Source organism: Streptococcus pseudoporcinus LQ 940-04 (genome assembly GCF_000188035.1).
Taxonomy (GTDB): Bacteria; Bacillota; Bacilli; order Lactobacillales; family Streptococcaceae; genus Streptococcus; species Streptococcus pseudoporcinus.
The window spans coordinates 551,941-575,839 of sequence record NZ_AEUY02000005.1; the positions used below are offsets into that span (position 1 = coordinate 551,941).

General features: G+C 39.7%; 22 protein-coding genes and 2 pseudogenes. 4 read left to right on the top strand and 20 right to left on the bottom strand.

Annotation, left to right across the window (positions count from 1 at the left end; translation table 11 throughout):
- Positions 1-184: 184 nt before the first annotated feature.
- Positions 185-580 carry a single-stranded DNA-binding protein gene (locus STRPS_RS03935; RefSeq protein ID WP_007895291.1) on the bottom strand — a complete coding sequence of 132 codons (396 nt, stop codon included), beginning with the start codon at positions 578-580 and terminating at the stop codon, positions 185-187.
- A 167-nt stretch (positions 581-747) separates the two neighbouring features.
- Between STRPS_RS03935 and STRPS_RS10610 the strand changes: the two genes are divergently transcribed.
- Positions 748-918, top strand: a complete 171-nt coding sequence (locus STRPS_RS10610) for a hypothetical protein (RefSeq protein WP_007896340.1) — start codon at positions 748-750, stop codon at positions 916-918.
- A 44-nt stretch (positions 919-962) separates the two neighbouring features.
- On the opposite strand, the gene ytpR is transcribed toward STRPS_RS10610, so the two are convergent.
- Genes ytpR through STRPS_RS03950 form a run of 3 tightly spaced genes read right to left on the bottom strand, consistent with a single transcriptional unit; the run spans position 963 to position 2,204 of the window.
- Positions 963-1,589 (bottom strand): YtpR family tRNA-binding protein, encoded by a 627-nt coding sequence (ytpR, locus tag STRPS_RS03940; RefSeq protein WP_007895568.1) that lies wholly within the window; start codon positions 1,587-1,589, stop codon positions 963-965.
- Positions 1,589-1,924 (bottom strand): thioredoxin family protein, encoded by a 336-nt coding sequence (locus STRPS_RS03945; RefSeq protein WP_007895267.1) that lies wholly within the window; start codon positions 1,922-1,924, stop codon positions 1,589-1,591. The genes ytpR and STRPS_RS03945 overlap by 1 nt, the downstream gene beginning before the upstream one ends.
- Complete coding sequence (locus STRPS_RS03950; RefSeq protein ID WP_007895673.1) at positions 1,917-2,204, bottom strand: DUF4651 domain-containing protein; 288 nt, start codon at positions 2,202-2,204, stop codon at positions 1,917-1,919. Before STRPS_RS03950 ends, STRPS_RS03945 begins: the two co-directional genes overlap by 8 nt.
- Positions 2,205-2,400: 196 nt before the next feature.
- Between STRPS_RS03950 and pepA the strand changes: the two genes are divergently transcribed.
- Together pepA and proC are read left to right on the top strand one after the other, a co-directional pair.
- Complete coding sequence (gene pepA, locus STRPS_RS03955) at positions 2,401-3,468, top strand: glutamyl aminopeptidase (protein WP_007895486.1); 1,068 nt, start codon at positions 2,401-2,403, stop codon at positions 3,466-3,468.
- Between the two features lie 18 nt (positions 3,469-3,486).
- The gene (gene proC / locus STRPS_RS03960) at positions 3,487-4,257 is read left to right on the top strand and encodes a pyrroline-5-carboxylate reductase (RefSeq protein ID WP_007895331.1); all 771 of its coding nucleotides are present in this window, start codon (positions 3,487-3,489) and stop codon (positions 4,255-4,257) included.
- 177 nt (positions 4,258-4,434) lie between these two features.
- Here proC and STRPS_RS03965 read toward each other — a convergent pair whose 3' ends face one another.
- The 16 genes and pseudogenes from STRPS_RS03965 to pbp1b all read right to left on the bottom strand — a co-directional run bounded on the left by STRPS_RS03965 (position 4,435) and on the right by pbp1b (position 22,405).
- The gene (locus tag STRPS_RS03965) at positions 4,435-5,082 is read right to left on the bottom strand and encodes a CPBP family intramembrane glutamic endopeptidase (RefSeq protein ID WP_007895353.1); all 648 of its coding nucleotides are present in this window, start codon (positions 5,080-5,082) and stop codon (positions 4,435-4,437) included.
- 11 nt (positions 5,083-5,093) lie between these two features.
- On the bottom strand, positions 5,094-5,546 hold the full coding sequence (locus tag STRPS_RS03970) for a hypothetical protein (protein ID WP_007895660.1): 453 nt from the start codon (positions 5,544-5,546) through the stop codon (positions 5,094-5,096).
- Positions 5,543-5,752, bottom strand: a complete 210-nt coding sequence (locus tag STRPS_RS03975; protein WP_007895522.1) for a helix-turn-helix transcriptional regulator — start codon at positions 5,750-5,752, stop codon at positions 5,543-5,545. Before STRPS_RS03975 ends, STRPS_RS03970 begins: the two co-directional genes overlap by 4 nt.
- Before the next feature lie 276 nt (positions 5,753-6,028).
- On the bottom strand, positions 6,029-7,222 hold the full coding sequence (locus STRPS_RS03980) for an acetate kinase (protein ID WP_007895376.1): 1,194 nt from the start codon (positions 7,220-7,222) through the stop codon (positions 6,029-6,031).
- Between the two features lie 55 nt (positions 7,223-7,277).
- Entirely contained in the window at positions 7,278-8,234 is a 957-nt protein-coding gene (locus STRPS_RS03985; protein WP_007895578.1) for a class I SAM-dependent methyltransferase, read from the bottom strand.
- Positions 8,235-8,278: 44 nt separating this feature from the next.
- Positions 8,279-8,680, bottom strand: coding sequence for a competence type IV pilus minor pilin ComGG (comGG, locus tag STRPS_RS03990; RefSeq protein WP_007895389.1), 402 nt, complete (start codon positions 8,678-8,680; stop codon positions 8,279-8,281).
- Positions 8,658-9,119, bottom strand: coding sequence for a competence type IV pilus minor pilin ComGF (comGF, locus tag STRPS_RS03995; protein ID WP_007895294.1), 462 nt, complete (start codon positions 9,117-9,119; stop codon positions 8,658-8,660). Before comGF ends, comGG begins: the two co-directional genes overlap by 23 nt.
- Positions 9,079-9,291: a competence system putative prepilin ComGE gene (gene comGE / locus STRPS_RS10370; protein WP_255261105.1), complete on the bottom strand. Its 213-nt coding sequence runs from the start codon at positions 9,289-9,291 to the stop codon at positions 9,079-9,081. Before comGE ends, comGF begins: the two co-directional genes overlap by 41 nt.
- Before the next feature lie 52 nt (positions 9,292-9,343).
- Positions 9,344-9,682 (bottom strand): competence type IV pilus minor pilin ComGD, encoded by a 339-nt coding sequence (gene comGD, locus STRPS_RS04000; protein WP_007896399.1) that lies wholly within the window; start codon positions 9,680-9,682, stop codon positions 9,344-9,346.
- Positions 9,683-9,731: 49 nt separating this feature from the next.
- Positions 9,732-10,058, bottom strand: a pseudogene (gene comGC / locus STRPS_RS04005) (competence type IV pilus major pilin ComGC).
- Positions 10,058-11,143 (bottom strand): competence type IV pilus assembly protein ComGB, encoded by a 1,086-nt coding sequence (gene comGB / locus STRPS_RS04010; RefSeq protein WP_255261104.1) that lies wholly within the window; start codon positions 11,141-11,143, stop codon positions 10,058-10,060. Before comGB ends, comGC begins: the two are co-directional and overlap by 1 nt.
- The gene (comGA, locus tag STRPS_RS04015; RefSeq protein ID WP_007895682.1) at positions 11,025-11,966 is read right to left on the bottom strand and encodes a competence type IV pilus ATPase ComGA; all 942 of its coding nucleotides are present in this window, start codon (positions 11,964-11,966) and stop codon (positions 11,025-11,027) included. The genes comGB and comGA overlap by 119 nt, the downstream gene beginning before the upstream one ends.
- Before the next feature lie 80 nt (positions 11,967-12,046).
- Positions 12,047-12,412 carry a DUF1033 family protein gene (locus STRPS_RS04020; protein ID WP_007895383.1) on the bottom strand — a complete coding sequence of 122 codons (366 nt, stop codon included), beginning with the start codon at positions 12,410-12,412 and terminating at the stop codon, positions 12,047-12,049.
- 125 nt (positions 12,413-12,537) lie between these two features.
- Positions 12,538-16,173 carry a DNA-directed RNA polymerase subunit beta' gene (gene rpoC, locus STRPS_RS04025; protein ID WP_037598914.1) on the bottom strand — a complete coding sequence of 1,212 codons (3,636 nt, stop codon included), beginning with the start codon at positions 16,171-16,173 and terminating at the stop codon, positions 12,538-12,540.
- 90 nt (positions 16,174-16,263) lie between these two features.
- The gene (gene rpoB / locus STRPS_RS04030) at positions 16,264-19,830 is read right to left on the bottom strand and encodes a DNA-directed RNA polymerase subunit beta (RefSeq protein WP_007895380.1); all 3,567 of its coding nucleotides are present in this window, start codon (positions 19,828-19,830) and stop codon (positions 16,264-16,266) included.
- A gap of 264 nt (positions 19,831-20,094) precedes the next feature.
- A pseudogene (gene pbp1b, locus STRPS_RS04035) lies at positions 20,095-22,405 on the bottom strand (penicillin-binding protein PBP1B).
- Positions 22,406-22,498: 93 nt separating this feature from the next.
- Between pbp1b and tyrS the strand changes: the two are divergent.
- The gene (gene tyrS, locus STRPS_RS04040; RefSeq protein WP_007895320.1) at positions 22,499-23,761 is read left to right on the top strand and encodes a tyrosine--tRNA ligase; all 1,263 of its coding nucleotides are present in this window, start codon (positions 22,499-22,501) and stop codon (positions 23,759-23,761) included.
- Positions 23,762-23,899 lie beyond the last annotated feature (138 nt).

Consider the following 23,899-nt stretch of genomic DNA (forward strand, 5'->3'; position numbering starts at 1 on the left):
TCAGCATATTGAATAATGCCGGTTTTGACATGGTTTCTGTTAGTAGTCACTACTTGACGACAAGCCATCAAACCAAGCAAAACTAATGCCATCATACCCAATCGAAATCCCCTTTTCCTGTAACTCCTCTTTTCTTGACTATAAAAATCAGACCATTTAGAACTATCTAAATGGTCTGATACACTTAAAAAGGAAGTGCCTCTTCGTCTAGAAGTAAATCACAAAGATCATCAGCCAAGTTGTTTTCTCTAACAGCCCGCTGAGCGCGACTCTCTAAGAGTTGATAGGATTGGCATAAAACCTCAGTCATATAAGCTGTCTTGTCGTCTTTTTCGTACTTGCGGATACGTAGCTCCCCATCAAGCGAAACCAGACTACCCTTGCTACCATACGAAGTCAGACTTTCAGCTAATCGTCCCCAAAGAACAAGATTAACAAAATCAACTTGACGTTCACCTTCGGCATTTTTGAACCGTCGATTGACCGCAATTGAAACACGGCACAGGTGCTTATCGTTTGGCGTCTTAATTAAATCAGGATCACTAACCAGCCGACCAATCATAATTACTTTATTATACATTTTTCGTCCTCCTAATTACTTATCCGAAAATAGTTGAACAAATAAGCTGATTTTAACAGATAAATTTCTTTTAAAGGCTAAAACTTCCAAACTCCTTATCACTAAGCCTTAGCCTTGTCTTTTGTTCACAGATCTGTTATTTTAAATTAAAAAGAGGAGACTAAAAGATGACATTGACATTTGCCGTCGGTACTTTTCTAACCTTATTATTTTCCCGTTTTATCTGGTTTCAAATAACAAGAGGTAACTGGTACTATGATTTTTTCGGCAGTCTTTTTATTGCTGCTCTTACAACTCTCATTAGCTATTTTCTTACTAAAGGCTCTAAAAAACCTTAGTTCAGTTTGGAAACTAAGGTTTTTTTGTTTATAATCATGTTTTTTTATCCCTGCCAATGCTTAGCTGGGTTAAAGGCTTCCCCAACAAGTGCTGACTGGTCTAATTCAATGATACCACGTTTTTGCGGAGCATTTGGGAGGGCTAGTTCACGTGGAGAGCACATCATACCGTATGAATCTACTCCGCGGAGCTTCCCTGGGAAGATAAGGCTACCACTTGGCATCATTGCCCCTGGAAGAGCCACAATTGTTTTCAGACCAACAGCAGCATTAGGTGCACCTGCGACAATTTGAACCCTTTTATCTGATCCAATGGCAACTTGACAGATATTAAGGTGATCACTGTCTGGGTGGGCTACCATCTCTTGGATTTGACCAACCACAAAGACTGGTTCTTGGCTGGCTTCTAATTCTTCAGCAAAGCCTTCTTTAGCTAGTTCTGCATTTAGTTTTTTGATGTCTGATTCTGATAAGAAGACCTGGCCATTGCCTTTAACAGTCACCAAAGAGGAGACTTGGAAAATGTTCCAAGCTAAGGTCCTGCCATCTTCTTGGGCAAAGACCCGCGCCACTTTACCTTGACGTTCCACTTGACGTTTGATAGGTTTTGTTTCTTCAAGAATAACCATCAAAACGTCGCCGACTTGTTCTTTATTATATGCAAAAATCATTATTGGTCCTTTTCTGCTTTATTGTATTCTGCTAAAAACTGATTAATCTCAGCCTTTGTTTTCCGTAATTTACTGACAAAACGACCAACTTCTTGGCCTTGTTCAATAACGATAAAACTGGGAATGCCAAAAACATTCCACTCCTGAGCCACTTCCATGAAATCATCACGATTGATAGCAACAAAGGTTAGCTGCTCATTCTCAGCTTCAATGTCCGGCATAACAGGGTAGATGAATTGACAATCAGGGCACCAATCCGCCGTGAAAAAGAGAACAAGCCTATCTTGCCGGTTCAGTAGTTCAGTTAATTCTTCAGAAGTTTTAGGGCTAATCATAGGTCTCCTCCTCATAAACAATATCACCTTTAGAGTAACTAAAACGATAAGCTCTGCCATCTGCAAAAACCAAGCCACCCTTGTGGCAATCTTTTTCAGATTCAGCGGCATTGAAATAGAGCACATCGATCTGTCCCATCTCAGAGAAAAAGCGACGCAAATCAGCCGTCATCTTATCTCTTTGGTAATCCTCATACTTGTTTTTTAAGGTTAAACCTAAGAGAGCTATGGCCGAAATACCGGCAAGCCCTAAGAGGTTTTTTATTCTTTTTTTGTTCATACTTTTCATTTTATCATACTTTTAAGCAAATAGGCCAAGGACTTCACTAAGAATTGGTCCTTCACAACAAAATGACTTGTCAATTAGCCAAGGACTTTCAAAAGTGGTAGAATAAGGGTGATAGCATCATCTCGGTACCCTTAAAATCCAAATAGAAGGCTGGAGATGCAAGGCTAATGGAGGAATGGAGATTTATATGACAGATTTATTTAAGAAAATTAAAGAAGTAACAGAATTAGACGGTATCGCTGGCTACGAACATCATGTCCGTGACTTTCTTCGCCAAAAGATAAGGCCACTTGTTGACCATGTAGAGACTGACGGTCTTGGCGGTATTTTCGGCATTAAAGAAAGTAAAGCTGAAAATGCACCCCGCATTCTAGTAGCTGCACACATGGACGAGGTTGGCTTTATGGTTAGCCATATCAATGACAACGGGAGTCTAGCTGTTGTCGAAATCGGTGGCTGGAATCCGCTCGTGGTTAGCTCGCAGCGCTTTACCCTTTATACTCGAGAAGGCAAGGCTATTCCCCTTATTTCAGGGTCTGTCCCTCCACATTTCCTCCGTCATTCTGGTGGCAGCTCAAGCCTACCAAAGGTTGAAAACATCATCTTTGACGCTGGCTTTACAGATAAGGCCGAAGCCCTAAGCTATGGTTTAGCCCCAGGGGACATTATTGTTCCCCAATCAGAAACTATTTTAACAGCTAACCAAAAGAATATCATCTCCAAGGCCTGGGACAACCGTTATGGTGTGCTTATGGTCACAGAATTACTAGAGGCCCTTAAAGACCATGAACTCAACAACACCCTCATTGCTGGGGCTAATGTCCAAGAAGAAGTCGGCCTACGTGGAGCACATGTGTCAACAACCAAATTTGATCCTGAACTTTTCTTTGCCGTTGACTGCTCTCCTGCAGGCGATATTAATGGTGATCAAGGGGCTATTGGGGGCGGTACCCTACTGCGTTTTTATGATCCAGGCCATATCATGCTTAAGAACATGCGCGACTTCTTACTAACAACTGCTGAAGAAGCTGGCATTAAATTCCAATATTACTGCGCCAAAGGAGGGACAGATGCTGGGGCAGCACACCTGAAAAATCACGGTGTCCCTTCAACAACTATCGGTGTCTGCGCCCGCTATATCCACTCACACCAAAGTCTCTATGCCATGGACGACTTCCTAGAAGCGCAAGCCTATCTTCAAGCAATTATCAAAAAACTTGATCGTTCTACGGTTGACCTCATTAAAAACTACTAGAAAGGTTGGGCTATTCTCATGAAAATAGGTTTCATCGGCGTAGGCAAAATGGCTCGCGCAATCATTCAAGGCCTTAAAACACGACCAGATCAGATTATTATTTCAGGTTCTTCACTCCAACGTTCAAAAGAAATTGCGGCAGAGCTTGACCTCGACTATGCTCAGTCCCATCAAGACTTGATTGACCAAGTTGATTTCTTGATTTTAGGGATAAAGCCACAGGCTTATCAGGCTGTCCTCTCTCCCTTAACCTTTAAGCAACCTGTCATGTCTATGGCAGCCGGTGTCACCCTAGCCAAGCTAGCAGAATTAGTCGGTTCTGATTTACCACTGATCCGCATCATGCCTAACATGAATGCCCAAATCCTCAAAAGTACCACCGCAATCACATGCAATGACCAAGTCAATCAAGAAATAAAAGAACTAGCCCAAGCCATTGTAACCTCTTTTGGCTCTTGCTTTGATATTTCTGAAACAGACTTTGACACCTTTACAGCCTTAGCTGGCTCAAGCCCAGCCTATATTTACCTCTTTATTGAAGCAATGGCTAAGGCTGGGCTGGCACATGGCCTTCCAAAAGAGAAGGCCTTAGACATTATCAGCCAGACCGTCTCAGCTAGTGTACAACAATTATTAAGAGGACATGAGTCTCCTAATGACTTAATTGACAAGATTTGCAGTCCGGGGGGAACAACCATTGCTGGGCTACTAGAGCTCGAACGGACTGGGATGCCGTCAGCTATCAGCTCTGCTATTAGCAAAACGATTGAAAAAGCTAAAACGATGTAAGAAAAAACAGCTGAGAGTCTGAGACAAAGTCTAAGCTCAAATATAAAAAACGAACAAACGCGTTTTCTGATAGTCAGAATTTTGCTTTGTTCGCTTTTTTTATCTCATTTATCAGAATGAAAAGTGATGATCAAAACTCTCAAAATGAACGTCTTTTTGTCACAGGTCTTTTTTGCATTAATGTGATGACATGAGCAGCATAAGAACTACTGCTATGCCGTTGTTAAGAGCATGTATAGCTATGGTATAACTTAGTTTATTCGTAAACATGTAAACCACACCTAACACGATGCCCATACCGCCATAGATGACCCATGAACCAATATCTGAGGGCATGTGGATAAGACCGAAGAGAAAACTACTTAAAAGAAGCCCAAGCCAAGACTGTCGACCAAACGTTTTACCATAAACAAGCCCACGGAAAATAAGCTCTTCAATCATCGGAGCTACTAGTGCAGCTAGCATAAAAAGAAGGAGCGGATGGAGTCCAGCATTTTCTAACATGGCCTGATTGGTAGTGTTTGCTTTTGCGCCATGTTCAAAAAAGAGGAGCATAGCACCAAGAGACTTAATAGTCGTTAATGCGACAAAGCCTAATCCAACCCATAAGGCCGGTCCATAATCACTAACTTTTTCAGTTGCAAAGAAACCCAGTTTCTTTGCAATCCACCAACCCCCAATAACAAGAGCTAACATCACAAGAGTTAAGACCAAAACCTGCCAGAGAGCTTGCCCTTTTCTTATTAACAGCAGAGGCGCTTGCTCAACCACAAGGATAGCAATAGCTAGGAAAATCCATTTTAGTTTTGATAAAAAAGCTTTCATTCTTTTTCTCCTTACATTATTCGTTGTAACAGCATTTCCATTCCAAAAAGAGAAATGATAAGCAAATATAAATCACAGATTAACAAAAGTCGAAAATCAAAAGTTATCTCAAAAAAGGCATTTAAGCATAAAAAAGCAATTATAAACATAACTTGCAAGGCGAGCGTAAGAGCAGATGAGATTAACAGAATAAGACCTTGTCGTTCATCTTTACTCTTAATATAAATAGCCTTAAGTCGTCTTTGATCATGTAGCACCATATATTTTCGAATTGCCAAGACAAATAAAGCCAATGACATGCCCAAGACAAATCCTTTCGTGTAGGACGAAAATGAAATCCTTAAACTAAGAAAACCTAATATAAGTGCTAATAAGATAGCTAGTATCGCTCCCCTACGGTAAACTGTCGTAAACTCTGCCATACTTTTTTCTTTGGTAACACTCTTAATAAAATGATTAATCATTCTTCTTCCCCGCTTTCCTCAAAATAGAAGACATCTTCAATAGTCAAATGAAAATAGCGTGCCAGTTTAAAAGCTAATTCTAAGGAGGCATTATAACGCCCCTTTTCAAGAGAGATGATTGTTTGACGAGTGACACTCATGGCATCTGCTAATTCTGCCTGACTAAGTTTCTTTGCCTTTCGGAGTTCTTGTAATTTATTTTTCATATTCCCTCCAAATGTAAACTAAGCTTTACATAAAAAGTATAGTATACTTTACCTTATTTGTCAATAAAAAGCTTTCATTAAAGATGACTAAACATGACATCTTAACGAAAGACTGTTTGAAATAAAAATCACCCAATGGTTCGTATGAAAAGCCTGCTATTACCCTTTCCCGTAAGTTCAAAAAAAGAGTGAAGAAAAAGGACCTCGTTGGAACTTTTTCTTCACTTTGAGACTTAATCAAAGGTGATTAAATCCTAAAATCGCTAATTCTTTTTCTTATTTTTGTCTTAGGCGCTCAACATCACGTGCAATGCAAAGTTCTTCATCAGTAGAAATCACCAAGACCTTAACTTTAGAGTCTGGTGTTGAAATATCACCACGATAGCCAAAAACATTTTTCTCTGGGTCAAGTTCCATACCAAACCATGTCATACCTTCAATGACATCTTGGCGAACGAGTGGTCCATTTTCGCCCATACCTGCTGTAAAGACTAAGGCATCAGCACCATTTAAAACTGCGAAGTATTGACCGATATATTTTTTGATGCGATCAACAAACATATTATAAGCCAATACTGCATCTGGATTCTTAGCTTGAACCCCATCTTCAATATCACGCATATCGCTTGAAATACCAGATACACCACCTAAACCGGATTGCTTGTTAAGCATATTGACAGCATCAGCAGCGTCTTTTAAGTCAGGATCGCGCTCAATCAGGTAAGGAATAATGGCAGGATCAACATCACCTGAACGAGTTCCCATCATTGGTCCAGCAAGTGGAGTGAAGCCCATAGACGTATCGACTGATTCACCATGATAGTTTGCTGTGATAGAAACCCCATTACCAATGTGAGCTGTAATAATTTTCAACTCTTCTAGTGGTCGACCAAGCATCTTAGCCGCTTCTTGTGCAACATACTTATGACTTGTTCCATGTGCCCCATATTTACGGACTTTGTAGTCAGTATAATATTTCTGTGGGATTGGATACATATAAGTATGTTTTTTCATTGTCATGTGATAGGCATTGTCAAACACACAAACACTTGTAATATCTGGTAAAATATCACGGAAAGCACGAATACCAGCAGCAGCTCCAGGGTTGTGCAATGGTGCGAGCGCAGACAATTCCTCAACTTGTTCTACAACTTTGTCATCAACTAAAACTGAGTCTGTAAAATATTCACCACCCGCTACGATACGATGTCCTACACCTGTAATTTCATCATAGGCAGAAATAATGTTGAAATGAATGAGGTCATTTAAAAGAATTTTTACAGCCATTGTGTGATCAGGAATATCTGTCACTTGAACTTCTTTATTACCATCAAATTTTACAGTTGAAATAGAATCCTTCAAACCAATACGTTCGATAATCCCTTGTGCTAGAACTGTTTCTTCAGGCATTTGATAAAGTTGCCATTTCAGACTTGAACTACCAGCATTAATTGCAATTGTTTTTGACATTGTTAACCTCTCTTGAAATCGTTTTCTGTAATACTATAATATTATATCAAAAATTTTATGAAAAAACATTATCTTGTTTCCATTTTTTGAACTCTTCCATAAACCTTTGAAGAGCCTGTGGTGATTGTAAATCTGTCAGTGGGTAAACAAAGGTTTCACCATTTTTTTCAGTGTTCTTTTGTAGGACAATAATGGATTTTGCATTTGCTTGATTGCCAAAAATAGATTCTGGCAGGGTCACGACCGCTCTCAGCTGAGCATAGTCTTTTAACCATTTTTTCAACACATCACTTTGCGGACTGTTTAAAAGATTGCTCGGTGCTAGGAAAATCGCAAAGCCATTCTTTTTGAGATACTTCAATGATTGCTCCATCAATAAATGATGGGCATATGTATGACCTTCAGCACTTGCCACCTGATAGCGACTTGCAATCTCATCATTAGGATAATAACCAATAGGTAAATCACTAATGATAATATCACTTTCTTTTAGCACTTGTGGGCGAACAGCATCTTCTTGGAGAAAGATTGCAGAGGATTTCATCACCTCAGCAATACTGGCTGACAAATCAATTAATAAATCATCTAGTTCTAAACCCAGATAGTTGATCTTTTTAAGACTATTATTTAATAGCGTCTGAGCAAGGTTTCCTGTGCCACTACCAATCTCAATCACGTCCAAGCTATCCCCGCTATGCAACTGCTCCATCAAAAAAAGTATGATAAAAGCAATACTGTCGGGGGTAAATTGGTGATTAGCTTGTAATTTTGCCGTCTGGCCAGCCTTTATAAAAACAAACTGAAAGGCGCGACGCCACTCTTCCTTACTTAAGTTTAAAGCATGCAAGTCGCCATTGTTTTTCAAGACCTGCTCAATGGCTCCATCAGCTCCTAAATAATAGGCATTCTGCTCAATTAGAGCATCATAAATATGCGTCTTAAGCTCATTCTCAATGAGTTGACTATTCTCCAAAATAAGCTCGTAGGCTTTCTCAATTTTTTCAAAGTTCATAAAGCTATCATATCAAAATAAGTGCTAAAAGAAAAGAAAGGCATTTAGGGTAAGACAGGTAAGTTTCTTTTTTTAGTTTTTGTCTTCCTAGTCTGCTTATCTTTCATCTCAAATTCTGAATGTTCCGTTTGCTCTTGTAAAGTGATTACATAAACAAAACAATAGTTCTGACCACCTTTTAACGATACAGAAACTTTCAATTTCTCCTCTTCAAGCTGATAACGTGCATAGCCCTGTTCAAACTGCAAATCACCACTTGAACCCTTGGCTAATTCTTTAGTTGTTTCCCCGATTAAATATGCTGTCAGGTTAGAAACCTGTGCTTGGTGTTCCCTTTTAAAATCCTGAATTTGACCTAAGTAAACCTGTATCAGGCAGATAAAAACGGCACTGATAACAATAGCATAGAGAAGCACCCCAGCCTTAAGATTTTTCCTTAAAATCATAAATAAAGGTCCTTTCCAAGCCACTCGGCCATTTTAACACAAGTCTTATTCGTTGATCCTGTTCAGAGATATGGGCACTCGAGAGATTAAGTAACATGGGATGGTAACCGTGCCATTGCGCCGAAGCCTTCCGAAAATCTTTTTTGCTGCTATAGCCAAAAGCTAGTTCTTTACCGTCTTTTTCGATATAAAGCCGATTGCCTCGAACACTCCGAAAACGCGCTCCTATGCATTCTGAACGAAATTGATGAGTAAACAGTAGCCATTTATCCTGATCACTTTCTCTTAAATAGGTCATGTGGGATAAAAGAGAGTGCGATAGTCCTTGGTAAACCAAAAGTGTTCCTGAAATGACCATTAAAGCAATTAATGATTCCATGAGGGTGAAGGCTGAAACATTATTTTTTTGTAATCCTAAATATTTCCTGATGATTTTCACTAATCCTAAGCCCCTTTTGATTCTTAACTACGTGGATACGGCAACCATTTACTTGTAGTTGGTCCTGATTTGTTTGAACGGCCATTAACGCTACTGCCATAGCTTCTTGACGATGACGCATCCTAGCCATTTCTCTTTGTTGTCTACTAATGGCAGTCACAAAAAGTGTCACAATAAAGATAAGAATTGCTGTTGCTAGTAAACTCTCATATAAAATATAGGCTTTAAGATTTCGTTTTTTGATAGGTACCGCTCCCCAAGTTTAATTTATAAGTAAATCTTCCTTGCTTTGTTTGAAAAGCAATTGTAGCTAATGAGTGATTTCCCCCTTGTTTATTCAACCTTATTTTATCTTGATATAAAAGACTTATCTGAGGAGGAACTTCCAATTTTCTTTGACCACAATGAATCGTATGCTTCGAAAAGACCAGATAGCTCTCTTCTTGATTCAAAATGCTTAATTTTTGGCTATGACGATAAAAATTTTCAAAGTTGATAAAGAATAAGTGACTCTCAATGCTTTGATAAATCCCTGTCACCGAATGAGACATGAGTGAAATCATCAAACAAGTCACCCATAGGCAGGTAACACTTTCCAATAAGGTAAAAGCTCTAATTTTTAACTTTAGGACTTGATTCAGGATGTTTAGCATAATAGTCTCGATAAGCTTTTGCCTGTTCTTTACTGATGTCACCTTTACTTTCCAGCTCACTCAACTTTGGACTAGCTCCTTGATTTAGCTCATAGAGTTATGCTTGGTTATCAACAATTTTTACAACTGCGGCTTTGCCTTTATCCGTAACCATATCTTTTTGTTTATTTAAGTTGGGGATAAAGAGAAGCATAAGTACGCTGATGATTAATAAAACCAGTAGCATCTCTAGTAAAGTGAAGGCTTCTAAGCTGACCGTTTTTAGTTTGTTTCCTAATTTTTTCATTATATTGTTCCTCCAATCGTGTGATACATCGGCAATAGCATAGCGGCATAAATCATGACAATGATCAAAGCGACAATCATAAATATAAAAGGTTGGATGATTTGCGTCGCCTGTAAGAGCTTTCGAAAATAGGCATCCCATATCAGTTGGCCATAAATATCCAGTTCTTGTCCTAATTTCCCTTTAATTTCACCATATTCAATCATCAAACTCAACTCATCACTGAAGAAGGGATATGTCTTCACTTTTTCGTGGAAACTCTGCCCCTCAAGAAATGATTGTTTCATATCTAAGCCTATTTCTTTTATCAAGTCAGATTTTTCAGTACTCATAATGGTTACTATTTGACTTAGTTCAATACCTTGACTAATTAGATTTCCCCACTCACGCGCATAAAAGGCTGTCATATAAAGCTTTAAGAAGGGTGCTAGCAAGGGTATCCGACTATACTCTATCATCTGTTTCATCTTTTTAAGTTTCCGCCATCTGATAGCTAAAGCAATAACTGTAATCAGGACAATAATTGATAGACTTAGTAGGTAGACTGGAAAATTATTAAGAAAATAGGTCAAAGTGATTTCTTGTTCCATCTGAGGCATTAAGTAATGTCTCAGGCCTAGGACGATTACAATTAAAAAGGTGATGAGAATGATGGGGTAAGTCACGACTTCAATTGTCTTTTGCTTAATCTTTTGCGTCTGTGCCATGTAGTCTTCAATTTTTCCCAAGCATTTTTTGGTATTGCCATGAGCTTCAGCCAAGCTTAGTTGGGTAATAATCCCATCAGGAAATCCTAAATGTCTCATCATTTCCGATAAACTGTAACCATTTAACAAATCAGTCTTTAACAAGTCAATATAAGCCTGGTCTAAAAGCTGTGTTTTCTCTAGAAAGGCAAGCATTTCTGCTAGATTAAAGCCACTTTGGCTTAAATTATGTAAGAGTTGGATCAATTTAGCCTGTTTTTTAGTCGCTAATTTTTTCTGAGAGTGCTTGTTCCTGAGTGATATGTCCTTGTTCAAGTAAGTGATCAAGGTTTTGATTCCAGTTTTGATTGGAATGGGTTTCGAATGTCTCGATGGCAAAGTCAATAAGTCCTCCTCCTGCTATCAACCTTTGGTAAGCAATAAATTTTAGAGTATGCTGTATCTCTTCTCTTTTGATACCTAGTTCTAATAATCTTTTATATACTCCTGGAATACTTTTGGCATGAATAGTAGAAAAGACTACAGCTCCTGTTAAGCTTGCTCTAATAACTGCCTTGGCGGTTTCAGCATCACGAATCTCTCCAATAATCAAATAATCTGGACGATGTCTAAGGGAAAGTTTAATAAGGTTATCATAAGTCATTCCAATACTTTCATTCACTTGAATTTGTAACAAGCTAGCTTCTTGAATCTCAACTGGATCTTCAATTGTTATGACTTGTTTATCCTTTGCTATGCGTGTCAGTAGCTGATACATGAGACTCGTTTTCCCCGACCCTACAGGACCAGAGAAAAGGTAGAGACCTCTTCCAGAGATAACTTTTTCGACTTTTTGATCCGTACTAAACCAGTAATTGAGGGGTTTATTAACAGTTGTTAAGAGCCTAATGACTAAGCTTTCAAAACCTCTAAAATCTCCCACAGAAGATAAACGTAACGGGACTGATTCTGATAAGTTTCCTTTGTAGTCACAGGCTCCCAATTGACAGCGTCTCTTTTCTCCTACATTCATTCCTGCTACAAACTTAAAATGGCTAATAAGACTTGCCATCTGCTTCATTTCATATTGGTCAATCAATCGCCTCTCATCTCCAATTCTCATGAAGACTTTATACTGCTTTTCATAAGGGATTATGTAAATATCTTGCGCATTCAGATTAACCGCCTGACTAACTAATGCTTGACCTATTTTTTGTATCATAGCTACCTCCTCAATTATTTATTCGAAAAAAAAGACGAGTTTTAATCTTAACTCGTCTTTTCTTTCTATGATTAGGTTTCTTAAAATTTAAGTTTACAAGCAGATGGCGCCGTAGGATCATCATTACGTTGTTCATATCTATCAAGGTATTTATCTTTTGGAATAATGTCTTTATCTTTCAAGAGCAAAATGGAATGGTACTGTTGCAAATCGTCGCAGCAATCCTCACACCATCGTTTTTCAGAACGGGTCCAAAAAGTGGCTAATAAATTTCTCTGACTATGAAAACTCGAATAATCGGTTTTCATCTGAGTCCATTCTTTTTCATAGTAGTTTAAGGCCTCTCGCCAATTATCGAAGCACCGCTCTTCCACAATATCATCTTGCCAGCCTTCAATGAACCACCAAGGTTCCCAATCTCCATACATTTTTATAACTTGATACATACGATATTTCCTTTACTTAAGCCTATTATATACAAAAGGCTGTGCATTTAAAAAACATCTGCTCACGATACTTAACTGGTTAATTATTAAAAGACAAAGAAAAGGAGCTCATTAGCTCCCAATCTTTATTCTTCTGTAGCGGTTACTTCTTCTGCAACTTCAGCTTCTTCGATGATTTCTACTTCATTGATAGCTTGTGGTTCAATGTTACGGTAGCGCGCCATACCAGTACCTGCTGGAATGATCTTACCGATAATAACATTTTCTTTAAGGCCAAGAAGATGGTCTTTTTTACCACGGATAGCAGCATCTGTAAGGACACGTGTTGTTTCCTGGAAGGATGCGGCTGACAAGAATGAATTTGTTTCAAGAGAGGCTTTTGTAATCCCCATAAGCACAGGGCGTGATGTTGCTGGAATACCACCTGAAATAACGATTTCTTTATTAGCTTCTGTAAAGTCAGCGATATCCATCAATGTTCCTGGCAAGAGATCTGTATCCCCTGGATCCATAACACGAACTTTACGAAGCATTTGGCGAACCATTACTTCAACGTGTTTATCTCCGATTTCAACCCCTTGGCTACGGTAAACTTTTTGTACTTCTGCCAATAGATAAGTTTCAACTGATAGAGTGTCACGAACTTCAAGCAAACGTTTAGGTTGGATAGACCCTTCAGTTAGTGAGGCACCGCGGTTAACTTCATCACCAATTTCCACTTTCATACGAGCAGTGAAAGGAACAACATATTCACCTTTACCAGTTTTACCTTCAACGTAGACTTTCTTAGTACGTGTTGAAGCATCTTCTTCGATATCCACTACTTTACCTTTAACTTCAGTGATAACAGCTTCCCCTTTAGGGTTACGTGCTTCAAAGATTTCTTGGATACGAGGAAGACCTTGAGTGATATCAGTATTGGACGCAACACCACCGGTATGGAAGGTACGCATGGTAAGCTGTGTTCCTGGTTCCCCGATAGATTGGGCAGCGATTGTACCAACTGCTTCACCAACTTCAACAGCATCACCTGTGGCTAAGTTGATGCCATAACAGTGACGACAAACCCCATGACGGGTTGAACATGTGAAGACAGAACGGATAGTCACTTCTTCAACGCCTGCTTCAACGATCTTACGAGCCATGTCTTCAGAGATTAACTGATCAGCACCAATAAGCACCTCACCAGTTTCAGGGTGTTTAACTGATTTACGCGTGTAACGTCCTTGAAGGCGTTCTTCAAGTGTTTCAGTAACCTCTTTACCGTCAGTAATTGCTCGGATAACAAGTCCACGATCAGTACCACAATCATCTTCACGAATGATAACATCTTGGGCCACGTCAACCAAACGACGTGTTAGGTAACCTGAATCGGCAGTCTTAAGGGCCGTATCGGTCATCCCTTTACGAGCACCATGGGTTGAGAAGAACATTTCCAAAACGGTCAAACCTTCACGGAAGTTTGAAAGAATTGGTAATTCCATGATACGTCCGTTGGGAGCAGCCATCAAACCACGCATACCAGCAAGCTGGGAGAAGTTAGAGATATTACCACGGGCACCTGAGTCCATCATCATAACGATTGGGTTCTTAGGATCTTGTGTTTCAATCAGACGTTTTTCAAGGGCTTCTTTAGCTTCGCGCCATGTTGTCGTAACAGCAACGTAGCGGTCATCTTCAGTCATCAAACCACGACGGAAGGCTTTATTAATATCTTCCACACGGTGATGAGCTGCTTCAATAATTTCAGCTTTATTATCAATAACTGGAATATCAGCAATACCCACTGTTAAGCCGGCTAGGGTTGAATGATAATAACCCAAATCTTTCAAACGGTCAAGAAAGGCTGACGTTTCAGTTGTACGGAAACGTTTGAAGGTTTCAGCAATGATATTTCCAAGATTCTTCTTCTTAAACGGTACATTGATTTCCAAACCATCAATAAGGCTTTGGATATCTTGTCCTGGCTCAAGGAAATATTTATCTGGTGTGCCTTCAGTTAAGTTAGCATTGTTTGGTTCTTGTAAATAGGGTAGATCCTCAGGCATGATAGCATTGAATAAAATCTTACCAACTGTTGTGACCATGATTTTATGTCTTTGACTATCTTTCCAAGGTTTATTGGGCATACTGTCAACTGCAATACCAACTCGGCTATGTAAATGAGCGTAGCCATTTTGATAAGCCATAACAGCTTCGTCAATATCTTTAAAGACTCTACCTTCACCTTCACGCCCTGCATCTTCCATAGTAAGGTAATAGTTCCCCAAAACCATGTCCTGAGATGGGGTAACGACTGGTTTACCGTCTTTTGGATTTAGGATATGCTCCGCTGCTAGCATTAACAAACGTGCTTCAGCTTGTGCTTCTTCAGAGAGGGGTACGTGGATAGCCATTTGGTCCCCATCAAAATCGGCATTGTAGGCTTCACAGACCAGCGGGTGAAGACGGAGAGCTTTACCATCAATTAATACTGGTTCAAAAGCTTGGATACCAAGTCTGTGGAGGGTCGGTGCGCGGTTAAGAAGTACTGGGTGTTCTTTGATAACTTCTTCTAAAATATCCCAAATACGTTCGTCACCACGCTCAACCATACGCTTAGCTGCTTTCACGTTGCCGGCGTATTCTTTGGCAACAATTTCGCGCATAACAAATGGTTTGAAAAGCTCAATGGCCATTTCACGTGGTACACCACATTGGTACATTTTAAGAGTAGGACCAACGGCGATAACAGAACGACCAGAGAAATCAACCCGCTTACCAAGCAAGTTTTGACGGAAACGTCCTTGTTTCCCTTTAAGCATGTGGCTTAAAGATTTCAATGGACGACTACCAGGTCCAGTAATTGGACGACCACGACGACCATTGTCAATCAAGGCATCGACTGCTTCTTGAAGCATCCGTTTTTCATTTTGAACGATGATTCCAGGTGCGTTCAATTCCAATAAACGCGCAAGCCGGTTGTTACGGTTAATCACACGGCGGTACAAGTCATTTAAGTCAGAGGCTGCAAAACGGCCACCGTCCAATTGAACCATCGGACGCAAATCTGGTGGGATAACTGGTAAGATGTTAAGGACCATCCATTCAGGTTTATTGCCAGATTTATTGAAGGCGTCAAGAACGTCTAAACGACGAACTGCTTTAATCCGTTTTTGCCCAGTTGCTGTTTTGAGTTCTTCTTTTAACTCAGCAATTTCTGCTGGCAGATCCACACGTTTCAAGAGATCTTGAATGGCTTCTGCACCCATTTTTGCGATAAATGAACCGTAACCGTATTCTTGAACTTTTTCACGGTATTCGCGTTCTGTCAAGAGTGATTTAGGTTCAAGGGGGGTATCCATCGGGTCAATGACAACATAGGCTGCAAAATAGATAACTTCTTCAAGTGCTCTAGGACTCATATCTAGTGTCAGACCCATACGTGATGGAATTCCTTTGAAATACCAAATATGTGATACAGGAGCTTTTAACTCGATGTGTCCCATACGTTCACGACGAACTTTGGCACGGGTTACTTCAACACCACAACGGTCACAAACAATTCCTTTATAGCGAATTCGTTTGTATTTTCCACACGCACATTCCCAATCTTTTGTTGGTCCAAAGATGACTTCATCAAAGAGACCTTCACGTTCAGGCTTTAATGTACGGTAGTTGATAGTTTCAGGTTTTTTAACTTCACCATAAGACCATGAACGGACTTTACTTGGTGAGGCTAATGTGATTTGCATACTTTTAAAACGATTTACGTCAACCACTAGTATTACCTTTCTTCGTTTTATCATTGACTAGCTCTTAGGGCTATAAGCCCTAGCTAGTTTTTTGTTATTGCATAAACTTTTTTGAGTTTAGTTTTCGTCAGTTTGTTCAGAAACGACTACTGTTTCTTGTACTTGTTTTTCACGCGCTTTCTCAAGATCGTCAACGTGCATCACGTCATCATCTTCACCTTCATCAAGATCACGTAATTCAACTTCGTTATCGTCTTCATCAAGCACACGCATATCAAGACCAAGTGATTGTAATTCTTTCACAAGTACGCGGAAGGATTCTGGAACACCAGGTTTTGGAATTGGTTTTCCTTTGGTAATAGCTTCATAGGCTTTCAAACGACCAGTAACATCATCTGACTTATAGGTCAAGATTTCTTGAAGGACATTTGATGCCCCATAAGCTTCAAGGGCCCAAACCTCCATCTCACCGAAACGTTGTCCACCAAATTGTGCTTTACCACCAAGAGGTTGTTGCGTTACAAGTGAGTAAGGACCAACTGAACGAGCATGGAGTTTATCATCAACCATGTGGTGAAGTTTAATCATGTACATGACACCAACAGAAACACGGTTATCAAATGGTTCACCTGTACGACCATCATAAAGGACAGTTTTGGCGTCTGAATCCATTCCAGCTTCTTCAACTGTTTCCCAGAGGTCTTCTGCACTTGCTCCATCAAATACTGGTGTCGCAATATGAATACCAAGGTTACGAGCTGCCATACCTAAGTGAAGTTCCATAACCTGACCAATATTCATACGAGATGGTACCCCAAGTGGGTTCAACATGATATCAACCGGTGTTCCATCTGGTAAGTAAGGCATGTCTTCAACAGGAACGATACGCGAAACAACACCTTTGTTCCCGTGACGGCCGGCCATCTTATCTCCAACCTTAATTTTACGTTTTTGGGCAATATAGACACGAACAAGCATGTTAACGCCTGATTGTAATTCATCACCATTTGCACGGGTAAAGATCTTCACATCACGGACAATACCATCGCCACCGTGAGGTACACGAAGTGACGTATCACGAACTTCACGTGATTTATCACCAAAGATGGCGTGAAGGAGTCGTTCTTCTGCAGAAAGGTCTTTTTCACCTTTAGGAGTCACTTTACCAACCAAAATATCGCCTTCTTTGACTTCAGCGCCGATGCGGATAATCCCCATCTCATCTAGATCTTTAAGGGCTTCTTCACCAACGTTTGGTACTTCACGAGTAATTTCTTCAGGTCCAAGCTTTGTATCGCGTGTTTCTGATTCAAATTCTTCTAAGTGAACAGAAGTGTAAACATCTTCTTTAACAAGACGTTCACTCATGATAACAGCATCCTCAAAGTTATAACCTTCCCAGGTCATGTAAGCAACAACTGGGTTTTGACCAAGGGCCATCTCCCCATTTTCCATAGAAGGTCCATCAGCGATAAAGTCACCTTTTTCAATGATATCGCCAACTTTAACAAGGGTACGTTGGTTGTAAGCTGTACCTGAGTTTGAACGACGGAACTTGGTGATATGGTAAACATCTAAAGAGCCATCTTCACGACGAACTTCAACTTTTTCAGCATCTGAGAAAACAACTTTCCCATCATGTTGAGCAATAACTGCGGCCCCAGAGTCATGTGCTGCTTGATATTCCATACCAGTTCCAACAAATGGTGCTTTAGGGTCAATTAATGGCACAGCCTGACGTTGCATGTTCGCTCCCATCAAGGCACGGTTAGAGTCATCGTTTTCTAAGAAAGGAATACATGCGGTCGCAACTGCAACAACTTGTTTAGGTGATACATCAACGAAATCAACGGTACTTGCAGCAAATTCTTGGTTGTTACCTTGATGACGCCCCATGACGATTTCTTCAGCAAAGGTTCCATCTTCATTTAATTTAGAATTAGCCTGTGCAACGGTGTATTCATCTTCTTCATCAGCAGTTAGCCACACAATTTCATTAGTCACCACACCTTTAGAACGGTCTACTTTACGGTATGGTGTTTGAATAAAGCCATATTTATTTAAGTGACCAAATGAAGACAAGTTGTTAATCAAACCAATGTTTGGTCCTTCAGGTGTTTCAATCGGACACATACGACCATAGTGGGTATAATGCACGTCACGCACTTCATAGCCTGCACGGTCACGTGTCAATCCACCAGGCCCTAAGGCTGACAAACGACGTTTATGTGATAATTCCGAAAGAGGGTTATGTTGGTCCATAAATTGTGATAATTGAGATGAACCAAAGAACTCTTTAACAGCTGCTGTAACTGGACGGATGTTAATGATTTGTTGTGGTGTTAACACTTCATTATCTTGAACAGACATTCTTTCGCGGACATTACGTTCCATACGCGCTAGCCCGATACGGAATTGATTTGCCAACAACTCCCCAACCGCACGAATACGACGGTTCCCTAAATGGTCAATGTCATCAACTTTACCGATACCTTCAGAAAGGTTCAAGAAATATGACATTTCTGCTAAGATGTCTGCCGGTGTTAAGGCACGTACACGATCATCTGGACTTGCATTACCAACAATCGTAACGACCTTGTCTGGATCAAGAGGTGAGACAACTTTGAATTTTTGAAGAACAACCGGCTCTGTGACAACAGCATAGTCATTTGGTGTGTATGCAAATTTATTTAAATCGCCATCAAGATGTTCTTCTATTGATTCAATGACATCACGTGTCATTTCAGTTCCAGCTTCGACCAAGATTTCACCAGTTTCACTATCAACTAGGTTTTCTGCAATAACTTGATTCAAAAGGCGAGTCTTAATGTTTAATTTTTTATTAATTTTATAACGACCTACGGCAGCTAAATCATAGCGACGCGCATCAAAGAAGCGAGCTATCAACAAACTACGAGAACTGTCAGCTGTTTTAGGTTCACCTGGTCTTAAACGTTCATAGATTTCTTTAAGTGCTTCATCCGTACGTGAATCACTTGGATTTTTATGAATATCTTTTTCAATGGTGTTACGAACGAGGTCGCTTTCACCAAAAATGTCGATAATTTCATCGTCACCAGAAAAACCTAGGGCACGCACTAAAGTTGTAAATGGAATTTTACGCGTACGGTCAATACGTGTATAAGCAATGTCTTTAGCATCCGTCTCTAACTCTAACCATGCACCACGGTTTGGAATAACAGTTGAACCGTAACCAATTTTACCGTTTTTATCCACTTTATCATTAAAGTAAACTCCTGGAGAACGAACCAACTGAGAAACGATAATACGCTCACCACCGTTGATGATGAAAGTACCCATTTCAGTCATAATCGGGAAATCACCAAAGAAAACTTCTTGTGTTTTGATTTCGCCAGTCTCTTTGTTAACCAGTCTAAAAGTTACAAAGATAGGGGCAGAATAGCTTGCATCATGGATACGAGCTTCTTCCAAAGTGTATTTTGGTTCTTTGAATTCATAACCGACAAACTCAAGTTCCATAGTATCTGTAAAGTTTGAAATTGGAAGTACATCTTCAAAAACTTCCTTCAAGCCAGTATCTAAGAAATCTTGGAATGAGTCAGTTTGAATTTCAATTAAATTTGGTAAATCAAGAACTTCTTTGATTCTTGAAAAGCTACGACGTGTACGGTGTTTTCCGTATCGAACTTCATGTCCTGCCAAGTTTTTAGCTCCTTTTTCTTTTTAACATTTGCTTGAATAAGCAAATAGGTCTATTCCATCATTTGTCCCAAGTGTGAATTTTTAGAATCTTTAAATATAGGTAACAAATCTATATTTTGACCAAAAATAGGCACAAAAAGAGCAGCTAAATCTGACTGAATCAGTGTGATTTAACTGCTGTACTTCCTAGTTGGACAATATTTCAACTAGATTGGACGACAAATAGTTATTAGCATTATACACTATTTGCCATCAAAAATCAAGTTATCTTTTTCCTGTGCCAAAAGCTGACCAAGCCTTTTGATAATCACCATCAGTACCACCAATAGCATATTTATAAGTCATCGGTCCAGCACCGTTTTTAGCCCAGTAACTTGTAGTTGTTTCACCGCTAATACTAATCTTCCGTCCATTAACAGTTACCACCCCTGGTCGGAGACCTGTTTGTTTAAGGACTGTTGATTTGATAACACCTTTATCCAAATTAAAGCGACTACCGATCCCAAAAATATTAGGGTCAGCATTATGGATTGCATTCACAAGGTTAGCCATGTAATTGGAATTATTATTATAGCCAGACATAGGTGCCAGCGAGCTATTATTATCATGACCAGCCCAGCCACCCAAGGTTACCTTCGGAGTTGCTAGCATCAACCACACATCTGAATAATTTTCAGTCGTCCCGGTTTTTCCAATCCAATCCGCTTTAGCTAAGGAGGGGTTTAAAGCATTTAAGCGCGACTTAAAGGTTGTTGTATTCCCTGAATCGATTGGCCCGCGCAGGAGATTTTGAAGGATTGTCGCTGTCGGGGCGGAGAAAATACGTTGAGGTTTACTTTCGTGCTTATATACTACGGTTCCATCACTAGCTGTTATCTTATCAACCATGTATTGTTTTTGATAATTACCATTATTAGCAATCATTTGATAGGCATTGGTTTGAGTTGCCACGGAGACATCAATCCCTCCGCCTAGAGGTAAACTTTCGATGGAATAGTCATTAATGCGATAGCCCATCTTGGACAGATAGCCCTCAACATCAACACCTTTTTCACGAAGTAATTTTTGAGTCCAAAAAGCTGGAATGTTCCAAGAAGTGTTCAGAGCTTCTTGCAAGGACATCATAGCTGTTCCTTCGCTATCCACGTGCATGATTTTTTGACCACTTGAATAGGTCGTTGGATAATTGGATAAGACACTGGCACTACCCATCAAGCCCTGATCAATGGCCGGTCCATAGGCAATAATCGGCTTGATACTTGATCCGGGAGATCTAGCTGTATCAAAAGCGTGGTTATTTTGATTCAGGTTATAATCACGCCCTCCAATAAAGCCTATAATAGCGCCGTTAGTGTTATCAGTCAGAACATTACCCATCTGAACCACTCCCGTACCATCATCTAACAAACGCGCATAACGGTTAGCGGCATCTTGCATCACATTATAGATTTTTTTATTAATGGTTGTTTTAACGGTATAGCCGCCTTGCTGTAATTCTTGTGAGGCTAAGGCTTCATAAGACGCCCTTGTTTCATCATTTTTAAGGTCATGCTCTGAAACATTATCTCTCTTAATTAGGTAGGAGAACATCGCTTTTTTAGCTTCTCCAAGAACCGCATAATAAAGGAAATCATGTTTATTTACTGTTACATTTTCGGGTTTTATAAAATCCTTACTGATATCATAAGATTTATAGGAATCATAATCCTTCTTATTAAGTTTACCCGTACGGTACATATTATACAGAACACTTTGCTGACGTTTAACACCGAGTTGTATGTCCGCAGCTGATTTTAGCTGACCAGATGACATGTAGGGTGAATAAGCGATAGGACTTTGAGGAAGACCCGCTAAAAAGGCCGCTTGTGGAATGGTTAAATCCTTGGCTGACACACCAAAAATGCCTCTGGCTGCTTCTTCAATTCCAGCAATATTTTGACCCTTATTATTACGACCAAAAGGCGACACATTTAGATAATATGACAAGATATCATCTTTAGAGACAGCGCTCTAGAGCTAAAGCATAGATGATTTCTCTTGACTTACGCTTGAAGGTTGGATCATCTCCAAGTACTTGTTGTTTGATTAACTGTTGTGTTAACGTTGATCCACCACTGGATTCACCAAGTCCTAAAATAGAAGTCAAGGTCGCACGGAAAACGGCTTTAGGAACAACACCTTTATGGTCCTTAAAATTTTCATCTTCTGTTGAAATAATAGCATTCTTAACGTTATCAGAAATCTCATTATTGGCTACCGGCGTCCGTAAAAGATCCGTGTCAATAGTTGAAATCATACTATTATCCGAGTAATTAAGTTGCGAAATCCGAGTAATGGTTTTAACTTGTTTAACCAAACTATCTTTATTAGGAACCTTGACAGCATCAACTTGACTGGCTAAATAGCCAAAGGCAATCCCAGCCCCCAACATGGCTATTAAAAAAATGCTGATATAGAAAAAATTAGAGACTAATTTTACTGTCCGAAGAGCAATTGCCCCGAAATCATGGAAGCCTAATTGATGCTCTTCCTTCTCTTTTATCTGTTTTTTATTTTTCAATCTAAAATACCTCATCGTCTATTATACCAAACTTTGATTAAGCTTGCACAGCGCCAACTATTTTTGATATAATGATTCGTAAAACTAAACAGAAAACGGAGAAAGCCTATGAATATTTTTGAAGAACTCAAAGCTCGTGGCTTGGTCTTTCAAACGACCGATGAAGAAGCCCTTGTCAAAGCACTAACAGAAGGGCAAGTATCCTATTATACAGGCTATGATCCAACAGCAGATAGTTTGCATCTGGGACATCTAGTAGCTATCTTAACCTCTCGTCGCTTACAATTAGCAGGGCATAAACCTTACGCATTAGTTGGTGGCGCAACTGGCTTAATCGGGGACCCTTCCTTTAAGGATGCCGAACGTAGCCTACAAACCAAAGAAACTGTTCTGGATTGGAGTGCCAAAATCAAAGGCCAGTTGTCCCAATTTCTTGACTTTGAAAATGGTGAAAACAAAGCAGAACTCGTCAATAATTATGACTGGTTCTCACAAATTTCCTTCATCGATTTTCTAAGAGATGTTGGTAAATATTTCACGGTAAATTACATGATGAGCAAAGAATCTGTCAAAAAGCGGATTGAAACGGGTATTTCCTATACTGAATTTGCTTATCAAATTATGCAAGGATATGATTTTTACGAACTCAATGACAAGCATAATGTTACCTTGCAAATTGGGGGCTCTGACCAGTGGGGAAACATGACTGCCGGTACTGAACTATTACGCCGCAAATCGGACAAAATAGCTCATGTCATGACAGTTCCTCTCATCACAGATGCCAGCGGTAAGAAATTTGGTAAATCAGAAGGTAATGCTGTCTGGCTAGACGCTGACAAAACCTCACCATATGAAATGTACCAATTCTGGTTAAATGTTATGGACGATGATGCCGTCCGTTTCTTAAAAATCTTTACTTTCTTGTCCCTTCAAGAAATTGCAGAAATTGAAGAAGCCTTCAACCTAGCTCGCCATGAACGTTTAGCTCAAAAAACATTGGCGCGTGAAGTTGTTACTCTTGTTCACGGAGAAGAAGCCTACAAACAAGCCGTTAATATTACCGAACAATTATTCGCTGGTAATATTAAACAATTATCGGCAACAGAGTTAAAACAAGGTTTAAGCAATGTTCCAAACTATGCTGTTCAAACTGACGACAGCCTCAATATTGTTGATATTCTAGTGTCTTCTAAAATATCAACATCTAAACGTCAGGCCCGTGAAGATGTTCAAAATGGAGCTATCTATATCAATGGTGAACGGGTTCAGGACTTAAACTACGTTTTAAGTGACACTGACAAAATCGATGGCCAATTAACCGCTATCCGTCGGGGAAAGAAAAAATATTTCGTTCTTACATATACAAACTAAAAGAGGCTGGGACAAAAAGATATTAATTTTTGAGATTCCCTGCCACAATTCTTCCAATTGATAAATAAAACCCAAAAAGCGAACAAAACTCATTTTCTGATACTCAGAATACTGTCTTGTTCGCTTTTTATATTTGAG

What these genes read in the sequence shown, in the direction of transcription:
- STRPS_RS03935 (WP_007895291.1), bottom strand. Translation starts at nt 580, where the DNA reads ATGTATAATAAAGTAATTATGATTGGTCGGCTGGTTAGTGATCCTGAT.
- STRPS_RS10610 (WP_007896340.1), top strand. Translation starts at nt 748, where the DNA reads ATGACATTGACATTTGCCGTCGGTACTTTTCTAACCTTATTATTTTCC.
- ytpR (WP_007895568.1), bottom strand. Translation starts at nt 1,589, where the DNA reads ATGATTTTTGCATATAATAAAGAACAAGTCGGCGACGTTTTGATGGTT.
- STRPS_RS03945 (WP_007895267.1), bottom strand. Translation starts at nt 1,924, where the DNA reads ATGATTAGCCCTAAAACTTCTGAAGAATTAACTGAACTACTGAACCGG.
- STRPS_RS03950 (WP_007895673.1), bottom strand. Translation starts at nt 2,204, where the DNA reads ATGAACAAAAAAAGAATAAAAAACCTCTTAGGGCTTGCCGGTATTTCG.
- pepA (WP_007895486.1), top strand. Translation starts at nt 2,401, where the DNA reads ATGACAGATTTATTTAAGAAAATTAAAGAAGTAACAGAATTAGACGGT.
- proC (WP_007895331.1), top strand. Translation starts at nt 3,487, where the DNA reads ATGAAAATAGGTTTCATCGGCGTAGGCAAAATGGCTCGCGCAATCATT.
- STRPS_RS03965 (WP_007895353.1), bottom strand. Translation starts at nt 5,082, where the DNA reads ATGAAAGCTTTTTTATCAAAACTAAAATGGATTTTCCTAGCTATTGCT.
- STRPS_RS03970 (WP_007895660.1), bottom strand. Translation starts at nt 5,546, where the DNA reads ATGATTAATCATTTTATTAAGAGTGTTACCAAAGAAAAAAGTATGGCA.
- STRPS_RS03975 (WP_007895522.1), bottom strand. Translation starts at nt 5,752, where the DNA reads ATGAAAAATAAATTACAAGAACTCCGAAAGGCAAAGAAACTTAGTCAG.
- STRPS_RS03980 (WP_007895376.1), bottom strand. Translation starts at nt 7,222, where the DNA reads ATGTCAAAAACAATTGCAATTAATGCTGGTAGTTCAAGTCTGAAATGG.
- STRPS_RS03985 (WP_007895578.1), bottom strand. Translation starts at nt 8,234, where the DNA reads ATGAACTTTGAAAAAATTGAGAAAGCCTACGAGCTTATTTTGGAGAAT.
- comGG (WP_007895389.1), bottom strand. Translation starts at nt 8,680, where the DNA reads ATGATTTTAAGGAAAAATCTTAAGGCTGGGGTGCTTCTCTATGCTATT.
- comGD (WP_007896399.1), bottom strand. Translation starts at nt 9,682, where the DNA reads ATGATTTCACTCATGTCTCATTCGGTGACAGGGATTTATCAAAGCATT.
- comGA (WP_007895682.1), bottom strand. Translation starts at nt 11,966, where the DNA reads ATGATACAAAAAATAGGTCAAGCATTAGTTAGTCAGGCGGTTAATCTG.
- STRPS_RS04020 (WP_007895383.1), bottom strand. Translation starts at nt 12,412, where the DNA reads ATGTATCAAGTTATAAAAATGTATGGAGATTGGGAACCTTGGTGGTTC.
- tyrS (WP_007895320.1), top strand. Translation starts at nt 22,499, where the DNA reads ATGAATATTTTTGAAGAACTCAAAGCTCGTGGCTTGGTCTTTCAAACG.